This is a genomic window from Azospirillum oleiclasticum (assembly GCF_013423485.1).
GTDB lineage: Bacteria > Pseudomonadota > Alphaproteobacteria > Azospirillales > Azospirillaceae > Azospirillum > Azospirillum oleiclasticum.
In genome coordinates, this window is the sequence record NZ_JABFFR010000041.1 from 28595 (window position 1) to 44626 (window position 16032).

Annotated in this window: 17 protein-coding genes and 2 pseudogenes; 12 read left to right on the forward strand and 7 right to left on the reverse strand. The window is 70.5% G+C overall.

Annotated features, from left to right (window positions below; translation table 11 throughout):
- Positions 1-154: 154 nt before the first annotated feature.
- Entirely contained in the window at positions 155-1087 is a 933-nt protein-coding gene (locus HL658_RS30470; protein ID WP_180283609.1) for a DUF2493 domain-containing protein, read from the forward strand.
- A gap of 199 nt (positions 1088-1286) precedes the next feature.
- Here HL658_RS30470 and HL658_RS30475 read toward each other — a convergent pair whose 3' ends face one another.
- On the reverse strand, positions 1287-2165 hold the full coding sequence (locus HL658_RS30475; protein ID WP_180283610.1) for a hypothetical protein: 879 nt from the start codon (positions 2163-2165) through the stop codon (positions 1287-1289).
- Between the two features lie 263 nt (positions 2166-2428).
- On the opposite strand from HL658_RS30475, the pseudogene HL658_RS30480 reads away from it, so the two are divergent.
- The 3 genes and pseudogenes from HL658_RS30480 to HL658_RS30490 all read left to right on the forward strand — a co-directional run.
- Positions 2429-2674: pseudogene (locus tag HL658_RS30480) on the forward strand (DUF2326 domain-containing protein); the annotation flags it as partial.
- Positions 2675-2904: 230 nt separating this feature from the next.
- Positions 2905-3126, forward strand: a pseudogene (locus tag HL658_RS30485) (transposase domain-containing protein); the annotation flags it as partial.
- A gap of 83 nt (positions 3127-3209) precedes the next feature.
- Positions 3210-3530, forward strand: a complete 321-nt coding sequence (locus HL658_RS30490) for a hypothetical protein (RefSeq protein WP_180283611.1) — start codon at positions 3210-3212, stop codon at positions 3528-3530.
- Positions 3531-3587: 57 nt separating this feature from the next.
- On the opposite strand, the gene HL658_RS30495 is transcribed toward HL658_RS30490, so the two are convergent.
- Positions 3588-4898 (reverse strand): hemolysin family protein, encoded by a 1311-nt coding sequence (locus HL658_RS30495; protein WP_180283612.1) that lies wholly within the window; start codon positions 4896-4898, stop codon positions 3588-3590.
- A gap of 32 nt (positions 4899-4930) precedes the next feature.
- Positions 4931-5689, reverse strand: a complete 759-nt coding sequence (locus HL658_RS30500; RefSeq protein WP_180283613.1) for a TerC family protein — start codon at positions 5687-5689, stop codon at positions 4931-4933.
- Between the two features lie 134 nt (positions 5690-5823).
- Here HL658_RS30500 and HL658_RS30505 point away from each other — a divergent pair, with 134 nt between their 5' ends.
- Complete coding sequence (locus tag HL658_RS30505) at positions 5824-6438, forward strand: exopolysaccharide biosynthesis protein (protein ID WP_180283614.1); 615 nt, start codon at positions 5824-5826, stop codon at positions 6436-6438.
- A gap of 47 nt (positions 6439-6485) precedes the next feature.
- On the opposite strand, the gene HL658_RS30510 is transcribed toward HL658_RS30505, so the two are convergent.
- The gene (locus tag HL658_RS30510; protein WP_180283615.1) at positions 6486-7916 is read right to left on the reverse strand and encodes a glycosyltransferase; all 1431 of its coding nucleotides are present in this window, start codon (positions 7914-7916) and stop codon (positions 6486-6488) included.
- Positions 7917-8120: 204 nt separating this feature from the next.
- Between HL658_RS30510 and HL658_RS30515 the strand changes: the two genes are divergently transcribed.
- The 7 genes from HL658_RS30515 to chrA all read left to right on the forward strand — a co-directional run bounded on the left by HL658_RS30515 (position 8121) and on the right by chrA (position 13984).
- A complete protein-coding gene (locus tag HL658_RS30515) occupies positions 8121-8636 on the forward strand; it encodes a sigma factor-like helix-turn-helix DNA-binding protein (protein WP_281378917.1) in 516 nt (171 codons plus the stop codon).
- A 4-nt stretch (positions 8637-8640) separates the two neighbouring features.
- Positions 8641-9366: an anti-sigma factor family protein gene (locus HL658_RS30520; protein WP_180283617.1), complete on the forward strand. Its 726-nt coding sequence runs from the start codon at positions 8641-8643 to the stop codon at positions 9364-9366.
- Positions 9363-10121 carry a Bax inhibitor-1 family protein gene (locus HL658_RS30525; protein ID WP_180283618.1) on the forward strand — a complete coding sequence of 253 codons (759 nt, stop codon included), beginning with the start codon at positions 9363-9365 and terminating at the stop codon, positions 10119-10121. The genes HL658_RS30520 and HL658_RS30525 overlap by 4 nt, the downstream gene beginning before the upstream one ends.
- Positions 10122-10167: 46 nt before the next feature.
- Entirely contained in the window at positions 10168-10764 is a 597-nt protein-coding gene (locus HL658_RS30530; protein ID WP_180283619.1) for a DUF2076 domain-containing protein, read from the forward strand.
- A gap of 162 nt (positions 10765-10926) precedes the next feature.
- Positions 10927-11472: a TIGR00645 family protein gene (locus tag HL658_RS30535; protein WP_246338060.1), complete on the forward strand. Its 546-nt coding sequence runs from the start codon at positions 10927-10929 to the stop codon at positions 11470-11472.
- 278 nt (positions 11473-11750) lie between these two features.
- A complete protein-coding gene (locus HL658_RS30540) occupies positions 11751-12587 on the forward strand; it encodes a chromate resistance protein ChrB domain-containing protein (RefSeq protein ID WP_180283620.1) in 837 nt (278 codons plus the stop codon).
- On the forward strand, positions 12584-13984 hold the full coding sequence (chrA, locus tag HL658_RS30545) for a chromate efflux transporter (RefSeq protein WP_180283621.1): 1401 nt from the start codon (positions 12584-12586) through the stop codon (positions 13982-13984). Before HL658_RS30540 ends, chrA begins: the two co-directional genes overlap by 4 nt.
- A 47-nt stretch (positions 13985-14031) precedes the next feature.
- Here chrA and HL658_RS30550 read toward each other — a convergent pair whose 3' ends face one another.
- From HL658_RS30550 to HL658_RS30560, 3 genes are all read right to left on the reverse strand, one after another.
- Complete coding sequence (locus tag HL658_RS30550; RefSeq protein WP_180283622.1) at positions 14032-14457, reverse strand: YqaA family protein; 426 nt, start codon at positions 14455-14457, stop codon at positions 14032-14034.
- Between the two features lie 61 nt (positions 14458-14518).
- Entirely contained in the window at positions 14519-15232 is a 714-nt protein-coding gene (locus tag HL658_RS30555; protein WP_180283623.1) for a transmembrane anchor protein, read from the reverse strand.
- 14 nt (positions 15233-15246) lie between these two features.
- Positions 15247-15981, reverse strand: coding sequence for a HupE/UreJ family protein (locus tag HL658_RS30560; RefSeq protein WP_180283624.1), 735 nt, complete (start codon positions 15979-15981; stop codon positions 15247-15249).
- Positions 15982-16032 lie beyond the last annotated feature (51 nt).

Genomic DNA, 16032 nt, shown 5'->3' on the forward strand with positions numbered 1-16032 from the left:
GCCGGCCTTCCTCGCGCGGCAAGAAAGCCGCCCCCCGCCGTCCTCCGCTGGCGCTGCGGCCCAAGAGGGTGCGGACCCGCCCCGCCCGCCACTGGGGGATCGCCACGAAGGCCGCGATGGACGCGGCCGATCCTCCAGCCGAAGGGCCACCGCCATGATCACCGAGACCGCCGCCGCCGGGCTTCATCACGCGTCCTCCCCCACCGACCACGCCCTCACCGAACTCCAGCTCTACGGCCACCGGCCCTTCCAGGATGACCCCGATCCCCGGCCGCTGCCCGACGAGACCGCCATCCGTGCCGCCCTGGCGGACGTCTTCGATGCCCTCGTCTCCACCCTGGCGGACACCCGCCTGGAACCCGACCTCGCCGACCTGCTGTGGTCCACCGTCAGCCTGTTCCACCGCGCCGCCGACCGCGTCCAGCGCGAGCTCGACGACAACGAGGATGCCCAGAAGCGAAGCCAGCGCGAACAGGACGGCTCGGAAATCCGTTCCGTCGAATTGGAGCGGCTGCTGGCCGAGGGACTGACGCTGATCGAGCGCCGCACCGCCATGGAGGCCTTCCGCGACCACGCCGCCGAGCTGTTCGAGCTCCACACCGGGTCCGGCTGGCGGCCGCGCGCCGGCTCGCTGGTGAGCCACCGCACCCTGACGGCGTCGCTGATCGACAGCCGTGACTTCCTAGCCGCCAAGCGGCGGGCGGAGACCGAGCCGCTGCTGCCGGCCGGTCCCCGCATCGCCTTCACCGGTGGCGTGGAGTGCAACGACCACCACCGCATCTGGGCGGTGCTCGACAAGGTCCGCGCCAAGCACCCCGACATGGTGCTGCTGCACGGCGGCAGCCCGAAGGGGGCCGAGCGCATCGCCGCCTGCTGGGCCGAGCACCGCAAGGTGGTGCAGGTGCTGTTCCGCCCCGACTGGGCGCGCCACGCAAAGGCCGCTCCCTTCAAGCGCAACGACCGCCTGCTGGAGGCGCTGCCCATCGGCATCGTCGCCTTCCCCGGCTCCGGCATCGCCGCCAACCTCGCCGACAAGGCCCGGCGCCTCGGCATCCCGGTCTGGCGCTTCGGCGACAGCGGCGCCTGAGCGCCGCCGTTCCGGCGATCCGTCGACGCGGATCGCCGGCTCTTCGTAAATCCGTCACCCTGGACAGCCGGATCGGCGGCTGCGCGCCGATGGTTGTTGAAAAGCCGGGTTCCGGTACCCGGCCTGCTCGAGCCCCCACCGACGTTGCACTGAGCCTCCGCAAGGCTGCTCCGCCGGCAGAGGCCGAGAAGCGGCGTTGTTAGGCTGCCAGCTGTTCCGAGCGCTCTCGCATGCGCTCTACGGCCCCGGAAATCGAGTCGATGTCGGGCTCGAACAGATCGGGCAGTGCGTCGAGCAGCCGTGGCAATTCGAACAACCGGTTATGCGCGAGATGATCGAGCGCCAGCGTTCGGGCAGGACCGTGTGACCAAGCGATCGTGCCGGCCAGCGTCGAGAAATGGGTCTCTTCTTCGATGCCGCGAATCCAAAGCCATGGATCCAGGCGCGTGACCCCGCCACCGGTGACACGCCACAATGGCTTGTAGTCCCGGGCGAAGGTGACGGTGGAACCATCCTTGAGCGTCCAGTAGCCATAAGGCAGCCATAGGCGGCTCGGCGCGAAATCCTCCAGCGGCACCCTCGGGGTCACGACTTCGAAATCAGCGCATATGCTGTAGCCCGTATCGTAGAAGAGGTGCGTGGGGCGTCCCATCGATTTCAGATAGGCCGGGGTTCTGTTCGAGCCGGGTGCCTTGACCCGGACGATGGTGCCAGCCTTGCCGCGCCCGGGCGGACCGAAGAACCGATCACGCCAAATCATTGCGCGGAGCCTGAGGGCCTCGTCGAGTGTCAAATCACCCAGCAAGCGGGACTTGGACAGCGCATACTGTACGTCGCCATGATCGGCCGCCAACCTGTCTGCGAGCGAGAGGATGATGCACTTGGCTTGTTCGAGATTTATCCGCGTGGCAGGCACCGGGCTGGCCGGCTTGGACGAGATCATATCGTGCCAGTCGCGGTAACCGATCGCGCCTGCGACCGCCTCTTGTGCAGCTGATAGTTTCACATGGTGCGCGTGGCGGACGAGCAGCTTTGCAGCCGCCTTGGGCCGGTTGAAGTCGGAGAAATAGAGTCGCATGTGAACCACTCCGGCGGTGCTTGAAGAGGCGTGTCCACTAGGCCCGCGCGCACCTGGAAGGCTCCGGGTCGCGATCACACTCCTGCCCTCGGGCTGCGCCAATGTGGACGGCATGGCCGGATCAGCCGTTCCTAGGATGACGGATTCCTCGACGCGGTTCAACACCGTCCTGCAACCATCGCTGGTCGATCACACGATCAATCGGAAAGCCGGTCACCCTCACGATTTGGCGCCCGCTTTGAGAAGCTCGACGCGGGTTCGGGCCTGGTTTTCTGGTTCATGACAGCCATCTTTTCGATGGCGTGGACGAGCGGCAGGTCGCCAAGGCGCTTCAACTCGGTGCCGACCACGCGGCCGCTGTCGGCTATCAGTACATCGTCACGATGAACTCGGACGCGCTTCCCCGTGATGGGTTCCGGCCTGGGTTCGATGTGCAGGCGTTCGTCAATCCGACGAAGTTGACGGATGCCACGGAGACCGGTGGCTTGTTCGGGCTGCGCTTCAACTGATCATCCCCGCTATCAGGTTGCTGACGCGGGTACAGCGTCAGTGCGCAACACTGTGATCCTGCTCCTGTATCCGGGGGGAATGAATGGCAGCGACGAGGTATCTCGCGGATAGGCTTCACAACCCACCTCTACGGATTGCCGCTGATGAGTAGGCCTCCGGACATGACGGCCAAGCAGCCGTTGCCAGCGATAATGGACGTCAACATCCTGCCCGACATGGGCACAATGGACGGGCAATGGCACTTGGCAGAAAGAACAACCCGTTCTCGGGCTCGGAGGCAGGCGGCCATCGCTGGGCGGTGATCGCCTCTCTGGTGCAGATCTGCAAGCTCAACGGCGTCGAGCTCTTCGCCTATCTCCGTGACATCCTGGAGCGCATGGCGAGCAGGCCCCCCGCCAGCCTCCTCCCGGACCTGCTGCCGTGGAACTGGACGCCGGCCGTCAACACCTGATCCAGTGCCATCCGGTCCCGCTTACGACCGGCGACTGGACCTGATATTTGTGTATGCTGATGGCTTTCCAGGATTGACCGACCATGCCGCCGCACGACGCACTCGGGCCTTTGATCGAGCATCTGGGTGTTTTCATCGCGGCCGTCGCCAGCCCGCTCACGGGCGCTGTCGTCGTGTTTCTCGCCATCGTCGTCAACAGGCAGCCGCTGTTCCTGTTCGCCGCCGCCTCGGCCGGGGTTTCGGATGCGGTGTTGATGGAAGGCTCCCCGACCGTGTCCGTCGGCATGGCCGGGGCGTGCGCGCTGGGTGCGGCGGGTGCGCTTCTCCAGGCGTGGGTCGTCTGGCCGTGCGTGCGGATGGGCAAGCGCATCGCCCGCCATATCCGCTCCCGGGTTTCCGCCTGAGTGTCTGCCGGCACCGGGGGGGCGGCCCTGATGTGCGCCGGCGGTCGCTGACCGCTCCTACGACGCCTCAATGGACACCGGGTCCGTTGCCGGGACCACCAGGATCTTGTCGATGCGGCGCCCGTCCATGTCCACCACCTCGAAACGCGCGCCGCCGAACTCGACCGCCTCTCCGGCCTTGGGCACGTGGCCCAGCCGGTTGAGCACGAAGCCGGCCATGGTGTGGAAGTCGCCGGCCCCGCGCAGGCCGCGCACCCCCACCCGGTCCTCGAACTCGTCCACCGGCATCCAGCCCTCCACCAGCCATGAGCCGTCCTCGCGGCGCACCGCCCCCTCCTCAGGCGCCTCGCCGGCCTCCGGCATGTCGCCGGCGATGGTCTCCAGGATGTCGGTGATGCTCACCACCCCCTCGATGCTGCCGTACTCGTCCACCACCATCGCCATGTGGAGCCCGGTGGTCTTCATCAGGTCCAGCAGCTTCAGGATGGGTGTGCCGTCGTGCACGATCAGCGGCTTCTCGACGCTGGCCTCCAGGTCGAAGGATTCGCCCCGCACGGCGCGGTCGAGCAGGTCGCGGGTGTGGACCACGCCGAGGATCTCGTCCAGCTCGCCCCGGCAGACCGGGTAGCGGGAATGATGGCCGGCCCTGATCTCGGCCAGCAGCACCTCCTGCGTGTCGGCGATGTCGAGCCAGCGGACGTCCGGGCGCGGCGTCATGATGGTGCGCACCGTGCGGTCGGCCAGTCGCAGCACCCCGTCGATCATGTCGCGCTCGGCCGGGGCGAAGACGCCGGTCTGCGTCCCCTCCGAGATCATCGAGCGGACCTCCTCCTCGGTCACCGTCTCCTCGCGTGCGCCATGCAGCCCCAGCAGGCGCAGCAGCAGGTCGGTGGATGCGCCGAGCAGCCAGACGAAGGGCGCAGCGACCCGCGACAGCACCCGCATCGGCGGCGCGATGAGCGACGCGGTGCGTTCCGGGTTCTTCAGGGCGATGCGCTTGGGGATCAGTTCGCCCAGGACGATGGACAGGTAGGTGATCAGCACCAGCACACCGCCGACGCCCAGCATCTCCCCATAGCCGGCCAGCGCCGGAATGCCGTCGAGCCACCGGCCCAACCGGTCACCCAGCGTGGCGCCGCCGAAGGCACCGGCGACCACGCCGACCATGGTGATGCCGATCTGCACCGTGCTGAGGAAGCGGCCGGGTTCGTCGATCAGGCGGAGCGCCGCGCGCGCGCCATGATTGCCGTCCTCGGCCATGGCCTGGAGCCGCGCCCTGCGGGAGGACACGACGGCAAGCTCCGACATGGCGAAGACGCCGTTCAGGAGCGTCAGCGCGACGATGATGGCGATCTCGAACGCGAGCATGGGTTCCTTCCAAGTTGGGGACTGCGGCCCGGTCAGTGCGGACGCCCGTGGTCGGGGCCGGGCCGCCGCCTGGAGCGGCGGACCAGCATGTTGAGCGCCTCGATCAGGGCGGAGAAGGCCATGGCCGCGTAGATGTAACCCTTCGGCACATGCGCGCCGAAGCCTTCGGCGATCAGCGTCATGCCGATCATCAGCAGGAAGCCCAGCGCCAGAATGACCACGGTCGGGTTGGCCTGGATGAAGTTGGCCAGCGGGGTGGCGGCCAGCAGCATCACGGCGACCGTCACCACCACGGCGATGACCATGATCGGCACATGCTCGGTCATGCCCACCGCGGTGATGATGCTGTCGATCGAGAACACCAGGTCGAGGACCAGGATCTGCGCGATCGCCGCGGAGAAGCCCAGCGAGACCCCCCCGCTGTCGAAGAGGTCCGGGCCCGGGTCGGGATCGACGTTGTGGTGGATCTCCTTGGTGGCCTTCCACACCAGGAACAGTCCGCCGGCGATCAGGATGATGTCGCGCCAGGAGAAGCCGTGGCCGAACAGGCTGACCACCGGTTCGGTGAGCTGCACGATGATGGCGATCGTGCCCAGCAGCGCCAGCCGCAGGATCAGCGCCAGGCCGATGCCGATGCGCCGGGCGCGGGCGCGCTGCGCCTCCGGCAGCTTGTTGGTCAGGATGGAGATGAAGATCAGGTTGTCGATGCCGAGCACGACCTCCATCACGATCAGCGTCGCCAGGGCGACCCAGGCGGCCGGATCGGCGGCCAGTTGAGCGATGTAATCCATCAGGGGCATCCGGGTGTGGGGTGTCGGTCGGGCGTCATGGAACGATCGGCGAGCCGGCGGGGTGGCGGGATTGACGCGGCGGAATCATGCCACATCTGTGGGTGCGCCCTGCCACCATGACGGATCGCCCGGAAATGACGGAGAACGCACCGGCTTCCAGCATCATCGAAACGCTTGCCGGGCGGTGCGCCGGCGGGCGCATCACCATCGGCGAGATGACCGACGCGGCGGGCTCGCGCGCCTTCGGCCTCGTGCTGCTGCTGTTCGCCTTGCCGGAAGCCCTGCCGCTGCCGATCGCCGGCATCTCCGCGGTGATCGCGGTGCCGCTCATCGTGCTCTCCGCGCAGGCGGCCCTGTTCGGCGCCGACCCGCGCCTGCCGGAGTGGCTGCGCCGGCGCTCCATCGACGCCGGGCTGTTCCGTGCCGTGGCCGGAAAGGCGGTCCCCATCCTGCGCCGCATGGAGCGGGTGTCGCGGCCGCGCTGGCAGGGCATGGCGCGCGCCGGCCGGGCGCTGGGGCTCGCCTGCCTGCTCCTGGCCGTCATCATCGCGCTGCCGATCCCCTTCGGCAACCTGCTGCCCGCCCTGTGCATCGCCGGCATCGCCTTCGGCCTGCTGCAGCGCGACGGCGTGATCATCGCCGCGTCGCTCGCGGCCGGGGCGGTGGTCGTCACCGGGATGACGGTCGCCGTGCTGGTGGCCGGCGACGCGATCCTGTCGTTGGTCGGTGCGGCGCCCGGCGCGTCGTGACGGCAGGCGCCGGGCAGGGGGGCGCCGGTCGGGATGGCCATCCGGCGTCATGGCGCGGCCGGACGGCGCAGACGCTCCAGGGCCAGCGCCACGCCGGACGCGCCGAGCCCCGCCAGAGACAGCAACAGCAGGGGCGAGTACCAGCCCGCGTTGCCGGCCAGGAGCGCGGTGGCGGCTCCGACGGTCGCCAGCTCCGGGAAGCCGGAGTCATCGCCCGTGCGGTAGGCGCAGGCGGCAGCACCGCCGCGCTTGGGCGTCCGCACGAAGGCCGATGACCGGCCGGCCAGCCCCTCGAACACCGCCCGTGTGTTGGACAGCAGCAGGCCGGCGTTGAGGCCGATGACGGCGGGCAGCAGCAGCAGCGTGCGCGCGGCCAGCGGGTCGGCGGCGCGATCCCGGCCGGCGACCAGCGCCGTTCCCGTCGCGAGCAGGCCCAGCCCACCGGCGGCCATCCCGAACAGCGCGACGGCGACGGGCGGCGTCAGCTCCGCCGCGGCGAGGGTCAGGCTCGTCAGGATCACCAGCACCGTCGCCGGCCACACCGCCCCGTTCGCCATCATCAGCGTCGCCGCCAGTTTGCGGCCGGTGGGGAGGTCGCCGGCCCAAAGGCGCGGAAGCAGCTTCCGCGTGCATTGCGCGAAGCCCTTGGCCCAGCGGAACTGCTGGGTGCGCCAGGCGGTCAAGGTTTCCGGCAACTCGCCGGGAACCACGACGTCGGGGCGCCAGGCTCCGCGCCAGCCGGCGAGATGCGCGCGCACCGCGAGGTCCAGGTCCTCGGTCAGCGTGTCGTGCTCCCAGCCCCCGGCCGCCTCGATCGCCGCGCGCCGCCAGACACCGCCGGTGCCGTTGAAGGGGAGGATGAGGCCGGCGGCGGCACGCGCGCTCTGCTCGATCCGGAAATGCGCGTCGAGCAGCAGAGCCTGCAGGCGGGTCAGCAGATTCGCACGGGCGTTGAGGTGTCCCCAGCGGGTCTGTACGAAGGCCAGCCGCCCGTCCGCCAGCAGCATCGCCATGCAGGCGCGCAGGAAGTCCGGAGAAGGCACGAAGTCGGCGTCGAGCACCGCCACGAACGGAGCCCCGGTCAGCGTCAGGCCGTGAGCCAGCGCGCCGGCCTTGTAGCCGGTCCGGTCGCCGCGGCGGATCAGGCGGATGTCCACCCCGTCCGCCGCGAGACGCTCCACCTCCGCACGTGCGATGGCGGTGGTGTCGTCGGTGCTGTCGTCGAGGATCTGGATCGACAGGCGGTCCGCCGGCCAGTCGAGGGCCGCCGCGGCCGTGATGGCCCGGCGGATCACGTGGCGCTCGTTGTAGGCGGGGATCTGGACGCAGACGGCCGGCAGCCGGTCCTCCGGCGGCAGGGGCGCCACAATGGGGGGGCGATGGCGGTGGGCGAGCACGGCCATCACCAGGAGATTGACCGCGAAGACCAGCAGGACCGAGAATCCGGCCACGAGCGCCATGCACAGCAGTACGGTCATTCGTCCCTACGCCCCCTCCTCCGGTTCACCCGTCCAATAAGGCGGGACGGGGGCCACGGATCGATGAACGCTCCAGGCCAAGGCTCGGCCCGATCTTTGGCACTGCGAAACGGCAAACCGAAGCTGGAAATTTTTCCGGAGAGATGGATTACGGACGGCTTTCGCGCGTATGCGGACGAGTTCGTCATTGGCATGAAGGGCAGGATGGACGTCGCCAGACACCGGCAAGCGCTGCGCCGCTACGCGCTGAGCCTCACCCGCAACCCCGACCATGCCGAGGATCTCGTGCAGGATTCGGTGGTGCGGGCCCTGGCGGGTGCCCGGACGTGGCGTGAAGGCGGCGACCTGCGCCGCTGGCTGATGACCATCCTGCACAACGCGCACGCTTCGCGCCGGCGGCGGGAGAAGATCGAGCTGGCGGTGCGGGAGGCGATGGATGGCGGCGGTTCCGGCTGGTGCCTGCCGCCGCAGCTCGCCCGCGTCGACCTGGGCGAAACCATGGCCGCGCTCGCGAGCCTGCCCCCGGACCAGCGCCTGGTGCTGACGCTGGTGGCGATCGACGGGCTGAGCTACCGGGAGGCCGCGAACGGCCTCGGCATTCCCGTCGGAACCTTGATGTCGCGCCTGGCGCGGGCGCGCGATGCCCTTCGCCGGGCGACCGAGCACACGGCGGGCGACGTGCCGGACGACGGACGCCCGCGTCTCCGTCTGGTGAGGTGACGGCATGACCGCGACGATCGACGAACACGACCTGCTGGCCTACGTCGATGAGCAGCTCGATCCGCAACGCCGCATCGAGGTCGAGCGCTATCTGGCGCGCCACCCGGCGCTGGCAGCGCGGGTCATGCGCGACCTGCAGCAGCGGCACGAGATCGGTCTGGCCCTCGGCATCGACGCCCCCGCGCGGCGCGGCGCCGGCCAGCGCACTGCGGCAGCGGGGCGTGGCGCCCTGGCCCGTATCCTCACGGGAGCGCTGCTCCTGGCGGTGGGCTGGGGCGCGCATGGCTGGGTCGGCGGTGCAACGCCGGACCCGGCGCCGCTGCCGGTGTTCGCCGACGAAGCAATGGACGCCCATCGCGCGTTCGCCGACCACGGCCCGTCCGGCGGCGGTGACGCCCCGCGCCTGTCCCAGGCCGCAGGCGCCCAAGCGACGGCGCCGATCCCGGCCTTTCCGAAGCGGCTGTTCAGGCTGGGCGTGCGGATCGTCCCGTGGGACGAGGGGAGCGCGGCGCAGGTCATTTTCGCCACGCCGGAGGGCGAGCGCGTCACCCTGTTCGCCGCGGAGCTTCCGGACAGCGCCACGAGCCCACCGCAGACGGCCACGGTCGGGGGCGTGTCGATTGTCCACTGGCGCATCGGTCCGCACGCCTACGCGCTCTGCGGGCGCGTGCCGACCGGGGATCTGCTGGAGATGGCCGAGGGCGCGCGGCCGGAGGAACCCTCCCTTTGATCGCGCGGCGCACCCGATCCTCCGGACAAGCCATCGGGGCGGGCACCTTCGGCCTCGCCGGCCGGCCGGCCGACACCAGCGACCCGGCGGTGTTCCGGAAGGCTCTGCACCGCCACACCCTGCACGTTTACCACACGATGGCGCTCGGGTTCGGCACCGGCGGCGTGGCGGCGCTGGCCGCATCCGTCACGCCGTCGCTTGCCGCGTTCCTTGCGGGATCATCCCTGAGGTGGGTGGCTGTGCTGGCCCCCTTCGCGTTCCTGATTCTGTTGTGGTGGCGTCTGGATCGCTGGTCCACGGCGGTCCTCTGGAGCGCCTTCCTGGGCTTCAGCGTGGCGGTGGGGTTGGCCCTGGCCGCCCTGTTCCCCAGCGTCGACGGGCCGCACGAGGCGGGCGTCCTGTTCATTCTGTCCGCGTTGTTCGCGACGACCCGGCTGTGGAGCCGGATCGCCGACGTCGATCTGTCGGAGGAAACCGCGTTTCTCGCCATGGGTCCCATCGCCACCGTCATCGCGAGCCTCGGCGCCGTCGCGGCGGGGGCCGACGGACCGCAGTTCGCGCTCACCACCATCATCGCCGTCGGCGTTGCCGCGCTCACCGCGCTCCAGGCCCGGCGGCTGAGGGAACAATACAGATTGCAGTTCGGCTTCATGCCTGAGCCAAAAGCTGCAATCATGAACGCGTTTTCACTTTACACTGGCCTCATCAATTTCTTTGATGTGGCGCTTCGTATTTTGGGTCAGCGCACCAGATAGGCGTGAGCCCGACAATGGGTACAGTCACCGGAAAAGGAGGAACAGGATGGATCCGACCGAACGCCAGATCATCGACGAGCTGTTCGGCAAGTTGCGCCAGGCCGAAGCCCAGTCCGGCCCGCGCGACCCGCAGGCCGAGGCCTACATCCGCGACCAGGTGGCCCGCCAGCCCGCCGCCCCCTACATCATGGCCCAGTCCATCGTGATGATGGAGCAGGGACTGGCGACGCTGCAGGCCCGCGTCGAGGAGCTGGAGCGCCAGCAGCGCGAGCGGCCCGCGGCGGGCGGAGGCGGCCTTTTCGGCAGCCTGTTCGGCGGCGGCCGTCCGGCCGCCCCGGCTCCGGCGCCGCAGCGGACGGGCATGGGCGCGTCGCCTTGGGGCCAACAGCCGCAGGCGCCCGCCCACGGCGATCCGCGCGTGGCCGCCTACGCCAACCCGCACCAGCCGCGTCCGGGCGGTGGCTTCATGGCCGGCGCCATGCAGACGGCGGTGGGCGTGGCCGGCGGCATGCTGCTGGGCAGCGCGCTCGCCAGCGCCTTCGCGGGCGACGAGGCCGCCGCGCAGGAGCCGCCCGCCGAGGAGCCGCAGGCCGAGCCGTCGGCCTGGGACGAGGGCGGCTTCGGCGAGGACGAGGAGCTGTGAACGCCCGTGGCTGGCCGGCGTGGACGCGCCGGCCGGCCCATTCCCGCGAGGTCCAATGATGCCCGGGTCAACGCGGCACCGCTCAGGGGACGAGCCTGTCCATCGCAGGACGGTCGCTTCTGATTGCCCGGTGCGGATTGTCGGTTTGAAGACGTGAACCTCATGCGCATGGAAGATCGGCTGGAGCGGATGATCTTTGCCAGCCGCTGGCTGCTCGCTCCGTTCTTCGTCGGCCTGATCGTTGCGATCCTGGTCCTGCTGGTCAAGTTCGCCAAGACGCTGCTGGCGCTGGTGCTCGGCGTCTGGGGAGCGTCCGACTACGAGGCGGTGATCGCCATCCTCACCCTCGTCGATACCGCGCTCATCGCCGGGTTGCTGCTGATCATCATCTTCAGCGGCTACGAGAACTTCGTGTCCAAGCTGGGGATCGGCGGTCACGAGGATCGCCCGGCCTGGATGGGCAAGGTCGGCTTTGCCGACCTCAAGCTCAAGCTGATCGGCGCCATCGTGGCGATCTCCGCCGTGGAACTGCTGAAGGCGTTCCTGGTGAGCACCCAGTACACCGACGCGCAGCTTGGCTGGAAGGTCGCGATCCATCTGACCTTCGTGTTCTCCGGCGTGATGTTCGCCGTCACCGACCGCATCGCGGAGGGCGGGAAGGCGACCAGGCTCCTCGCCAAGCCGGGCGCCTCGCCCAAGGAGGCGTGACCCGGGGGGCTGGTGTTCGGCTGAATGGCCGCGGCGATGAGGACGGTCCTCGCCGCGGCCATGCTGCTGGGCCGGCTGGAGTTCTTCATGCCGGTGGTGCTCCTCGGGCGGGCCTTCTGGCGCGGATGGTCCGTCCCGGGGATGGGCCGAACGCGGGGCCTTGACACGGACAGGGTGCGCCGACACCCTTGTCCCAAGGGGACAACCGCGATCTCCCCGTGAGGCGTCAGCCGAAGCGTCGCGTCCTGTGCTCCCATCTTTGAGGAGAGGACGCTGCCATGCCCTCACCCGATACCATCACATCCGCCCAACTCGCCCGCATGATCGGCCTGCCGGACGCCCCGGCGGTGCTCGACGTCCGCGACGACGCCGATTTCGGCGCCGATCCCCGCGGTTTGCCGGCGGCGGTGCGCCGGGACCACCGCTCGGTTGCCGACTGGGCGCCCGCCTTCGCCGGCCGGCGGGCGGTCGTCGTCTGCCAGAGGGGCCTGAAGCTCAGCCAGGGCGTGGCCGCCTGGCTGCGCCATGCCGGCGCGTCCGCCGAGACGCTGGAGGGCGGATTCGAAGCCTGGGCGGCGGCGGGCGGCCCGCTGGTGCGGCCCGACGCCCTGCCGCCGCGCGATGCCCGGGGCCGCACCGTCTGGGTGACGCGCGTCCGGCCGAAGGTCGACCGCATCGCCTGCCCCTGGCTGATCCGGCGCTTCGTCGATCCCGCGGCCGTGTTCCTGTTCGTCGCCCCGTCCGAGGTGATGGCCGTCGCTGAACGGTTCGGTGCCGTTCCCTTCGACATCGAGGGCGCCTTCTGGAGCCACCGCGGGGAGGCTTGCACCTTCGACGTGATGCTGGAGGAGTTCGGCCTGCGCTCGGAGGCGCTGGAGCGGCTGGCCGCGATCGTGCGCGGCGCCGACACCGCACGGCTCGACCTCGCCCCGCAGGCCGCCGGCCTGCTCGCCGCCTCGCTCGGCCTGTCGCGCATGCACCGCGACGACCTCGCCCAGCTGGAGGCCGGCATGACGCTCTACGACGCCTTCTACCGCTGGTGCCGCGACGCGGTGGGGGAGGCGCACAACTGGCCATCGCCGCAGGACCCGGCGACCGCGGAGCGCCGGCCATGAACGGCGCCGTGTCCGAGGCGCCGGCCACCGGCCACTCCCCCGCCGCGGCGGCGGACGCCGTTCCCCGCCCGCCGTCCTTCGGCGAGGCGCTGCGGCTGTGGCTGCGGATCGGGTTGCTCTCCTTCGGCGGCCCGGCGGGGCAGATCGCGCTGCTGCACCGCGAGGTGGTGGAGGAGCGCCGCTGGGTGGGCGAGCGGCGCTTCCTGCACGCGCTCAACTTCTGCACCCTGCTGCCCGGCCCGGAGGCGCAGCAGCTTGCGACCTATCTGGGCTGGATCATGCACGGCGTGCGCGGCGGGGTGGCGGCCGGGCTACTCTTCGTGCTGCCCGGCGCGGTGGTGATGCTGGCGCTGTCGCTGCTCTACGCCACCCTCGGCGACGTGCCGGTGGTCGCCGGGCTGTTCCTCGGCCTGAAATGCGCGGTGCTGGTGCTGGTGGTGCAGGCGCTGCTGCGCATCGGCCGGCGCGCGCTGCGGGGACGCGCCGCCTGGGCGCTGGCGGCGGCGGCCTTCGCCGCCCTGTTCCTCCTGGGGGTTCCGTTTCCGCTGGTGGTGCTGGCCGCGGGCGTCGTCGGCGCCCTGGCGCCCGGAGCCTTCGCCTCCCCCGGCCATGGCGAGGCGGCGGGCGACGCCCCGGCCCTGATCGATGCGATGCTGCGGGCCGACCCGGAGCGTCCGGCCCGGCTGGCGGCCGGGGCGCGCCGGGCCGGCATCGCGGCGCTGGCGCTGTGGCTGGCGCCGGTGGCCGTTCTGGCGGCCGTGGTCGGCGGCACCTACGCCGACCTCGCCTGGTTCTTCTCCAAGATGGCGGTGGTCACCGTCGGCGGCGCCTACGCCGTGCTGGCCTATGTCGCCCAGGACGCGGTGGCGGGCTACCGGTGGCTTTCGGCGACGGAGATGCTGGCGGGCCTCGGCCTTGCGGAGACGACGCCGGGCCCGCTGATCCTGGTGCTCCAGTTCGTCGGCTTCCTCGCCGGCTTCCGGGCGCCGGAGGGGTTGACGGGGGTGGCGGGGGGCGTTGTCGCCTCCCTCCTCGTGCTGTGGGTGACCTTCGCGCCCTGCTTCGCCTTCGTCTTCCTCGGCGCGCCGCTGATCGAGCGGTTGCAGGCCAACCGCCTGCTGTCGGGGGCCCTGGCGGCGATCACCGCGGCCGTGGTCGGGGTGGTCGCCAACCTCGCCCTCTGGTTCGGGCTGCGGGTCCTGTTCCGGAGCCTCAACGCCGTCCAGGCCGGGCCGGTCACCGTCGAGCTGCCGGTGCCCTCCAGCCTGGACCCGGCGGCGCTGGGGATGACGTTGCTGGCGGCGCTGTGCCTGCTGCGGTTGCGGCTGGGGGTGGTCCCGACGCTGGCGGTCACGGCGTCGGCCGGGCTGGCGCTGAGGCTGGCCGGACTGGCGTGATGCGCGCCCGGATGGCCGGGGGAATGCCGGCCCTCCGGGCGCACGGCTCACACCGCCATCACCACGGCGACGTAGCGCACCGCCTTGCCGATGGTGACGAGCGCCAGGAAGACCCAGATGTTCTCGCGCAGGATGCCCGCCACCAACGTGAGCGGATCGCCGATGAACGGCGCCCAGGCCAGCAGCAGCGACCAGAATCCCCAGCGCTGGTACCAGGCGGTGGCCCGGTCGATCAGGGAGCGCTTCACCGGGAACCAGCGGCGGTCCTGGAAGTGGATGAGGTAGCGTCCCAGCAGCCAGTTCACGACCGAGCCAAGCACGTTGCCCGCCGTCGCGACGGCCACCAGCACCGCCTTCGTGTGGGTTTCGGACATGTGAAGCGCACCGAGCAGGATCTCCGACTGGGCCGGAAAGACCGTAGCGGCGAGGAGGGAGGTCAGGAACAGCCCAACGAGGGTGGCGAGATCGTCCATTCTGCGTTCCGCGCGGGGGCCCGCCTCCGCCCGGAACCGCCCAGGCGGAGGCCGGCGGGCTTCACTTCACGCGCTTGACGGCCAGATAGTCGCCACTGGTGCGCAGGCGGATGGTCACGGGCTCCTTTCCGCGGTTGCGCCAGAACCATCCGTGATTGCCGTCGAAGGCGGCCTCCAGCACGCCCTCGTCGCCGGCGGCCCCGCGGCCCTTCTCGTAGCTGAGCGTGTCGTTGGGGGCGTCGTGCGGTTCGCCGTGCGTGTCGAAGTTCACCACGCCGCCCTCGGCCTTCCAGGCGAAGGTCGCCTTGGCGCCCTTGCGCATGTCCAGCTTGACCTCGGCGCCTTCACCGGGCCGCAGCGTCACCGTGGTCTCGTCCGACTTCGCCGCCTCCGCCACCGGCAATGCGGCGCGGGTCGCGCCGGCAGGAACGCCCGGCGGCAGCGTCGCCGCGGCGGCTGGCGGCACCAGCAGGTCCAGCAGCGCCGGCAGGAACGGACCGGAGGCGTCGGACCGCTGGTCCGGCGCCGGCCGTTGCTGCCGTTCGCGGGCGGCCCGTTCGTCCTCCGCCGCCTCCTCGGCGAGGGAGGCCTTGATCTCGCCCATCTCGGTCAGCCCGATGACGCGGCCGACGCCGGTCGGGTCGATGCCGTATTCGGCCGGCAGGACGACGGTGACCAGCAGCACCGCGGCGGTCGCGGCGGCGATGGCGGTGGAACGGAGGAGCTGGCCGGAGGTCGGCAGCTCGTCGGCGGTCGGGCCCTTCATGATGTGCATGGATGCGTTCCCTGTCAGGTGGCGACGGCCCAGCCGGTCAGCTGATGGCCGATCAGCAGGAACCCGGCGGACATCATCGCGACGTTGGCGGTGTAGGCGTGGCGGCGGAAGCTGGCGGTGCGGCGCCAGTAGCCCATGGCGATCAGGATGGTGGCGAGCGCCAGCAGCTGGCCGATCTCCACGCCGACGTTGAAGGCGAGGAGGTTCGGGATCAGCCCGTCGGGGGACAGCTCGTACTCGCGGATCTTGGTCGCGAGCCCCAGCCCGTGGAACAGGCCGAAGACCAGGGTCGCCGCCCTGGTATCGGGCTGGACGCCGAACCAGCGCCGGTAGGCGCCGAGGTTGTCGAGCGCCTTGTAGACGACCGACAGCCCGATGATCGCGTCGATCAGGTAGGAGCTGACGTTGGTGTCGAACAGCACGCCCAGCAGCATCGTCGTCGAGTGGCCGAGCGCGAAGAGACTGACGTAGAGGCCGATGTGCCTGGGCCGGTAGAGGAAGAAGATCACGCCGAACAGGAACAGGATGTGGTCGTAGCCGGTCATCATGTGCTTGGCGCCGAGATAGACGAAGGGCATCAGGTGGACGCCGGTGATCTCCTGGATGTAGCCCTTGTCGCCCTGCGTGACGGCGTGCGCCTGCGCCTCGGTGCCGGTGAGCGCGAGGATCAGGACGAGGGCGACGGCGGCGGGAAGGAGCGGTCGCGGCCATGCTGGCCGCCGGCCGCTCCCGTCGGGGCGTCGGTTCATGCGGGTCGTTCCGGAAGTCTTGTGGTGGACGGCGCGTGGTGGCGCGCGGGA

Excerpts from the sequence above, each read along its gene's own strand:
- HL658_RS30490 (WP_180283611.1), top strand. The coding sequence starts at position 3,210 with ATGCCGCCGCACGACGCACTCGGGCCTTTGATCGAGCATCTGGGTGTT.
- HL658_RS30560 (WP_180283624.1), bottom strand. The coding sequence starts at position 15,981 with ATGAACCGACGCCCCGACGGGAGCGGCCGGCGGCCAGCATGGCCGCGA.
- HL658_RS30555 (WP_180283623.1), bottom strand. The coding sequence starts at position 15,232 with ATGCACATCATGAAGGGCCCGACCGCCGACGAGCTGCCGACCTCCGGC.
- HL658_RS30495 (WP_180283612.1), bottom strand. The coding sequence starts at position 4,898 with ATGCTCGCGTTCGAGATCGCCATCATCGTCGCGCTGACGCTCCTGAAC.
- HL658_RS30500 (WP_180283613.1), bottom strand. The coding sequence starts at position 5,689 with ATGGATTACATCGCTCAACTGGCCGCCGATCCGGCCGCCTGGGTCGCC.
- HL658_RS30550 (WP_180283622.1), bottom strand. The coding sequence starts at position 14,457 with ATGGACGATCTCGCCACCCTCGTTGGGCTGTTCCTGACCTCCCTCCTC.
- HL658_RS30470 (WP_180283609.1), top strand. The coding sequence starts at position 155 with ATGATCACCGAGACCGCCGCCGCCGGGCTTCATCACGCGTCCTCCCCC.
- HL658_RS30505 (WP_180283614.1), top strand. The coding sequence starts at position 5,824 with ATGACGGAGAACGCACCGGCTTCCAGCATCATCGAAACGCTTGCCGGG.
- HL658_RS30535 (WP_246338060.1), top strand. The coding sequence starts at position 10,927 with ATGCGCATGGAAGATCGGCTGGAGCGGATGATCTTTGCCAGCCGCTGG.
- chrA (WP_180283621.1), top strand. The coding sequence starts at position 12,584 with ATGAACGGCGCCGTGTCCGAGGCGCCGGCCACCGGCCACTCCCCCGCC.
- HL658_RS30520 (WP_180283617.1), top strand. The coding sequence starts at position 8,641 with ATGACCGCGACGATCGACGAACACGACCTGCTGGCCTACGTCGATGAG.
- HL658_RS30530 (WP_180283619.1), top strand. The coding sequence starts at position 10,168 with ATGGATCCGACCGAACGCCAGATCATCGACGAGCTGTTCGGCAAGTTG.
- HL658_RS30475 (WP_180283610.1), bottom strand. The coding sequence starts at position 2,165 with ATGCGACTCTATTTCTCCGACTTCAACCGGCCCAAGGCGGCTGCAAAG.
- HL658_RS30515 (WP_281378917.1), top strand. The coding sequence starts at position 8,121 with ATGGACGTCGCCAGACACCGGCAAGCGCTGCGCCGCTACGCGCTGAGC.
- HL658_RS30540 (WP_180283620.1), top strand. The coding sequence starts at position 11,751 with ATGCCCTCACCCGATACCATCACATCCGCCCAACTCGCCCGCATGATC.
- HL658_RS30510 (WP_180283615.1), bottom strand. The coding sequence starts at position 7,916 with ATGACCGTACTGCTGTGCATGGCGCTCGTGGCCGGATTCTCGGTCCTG.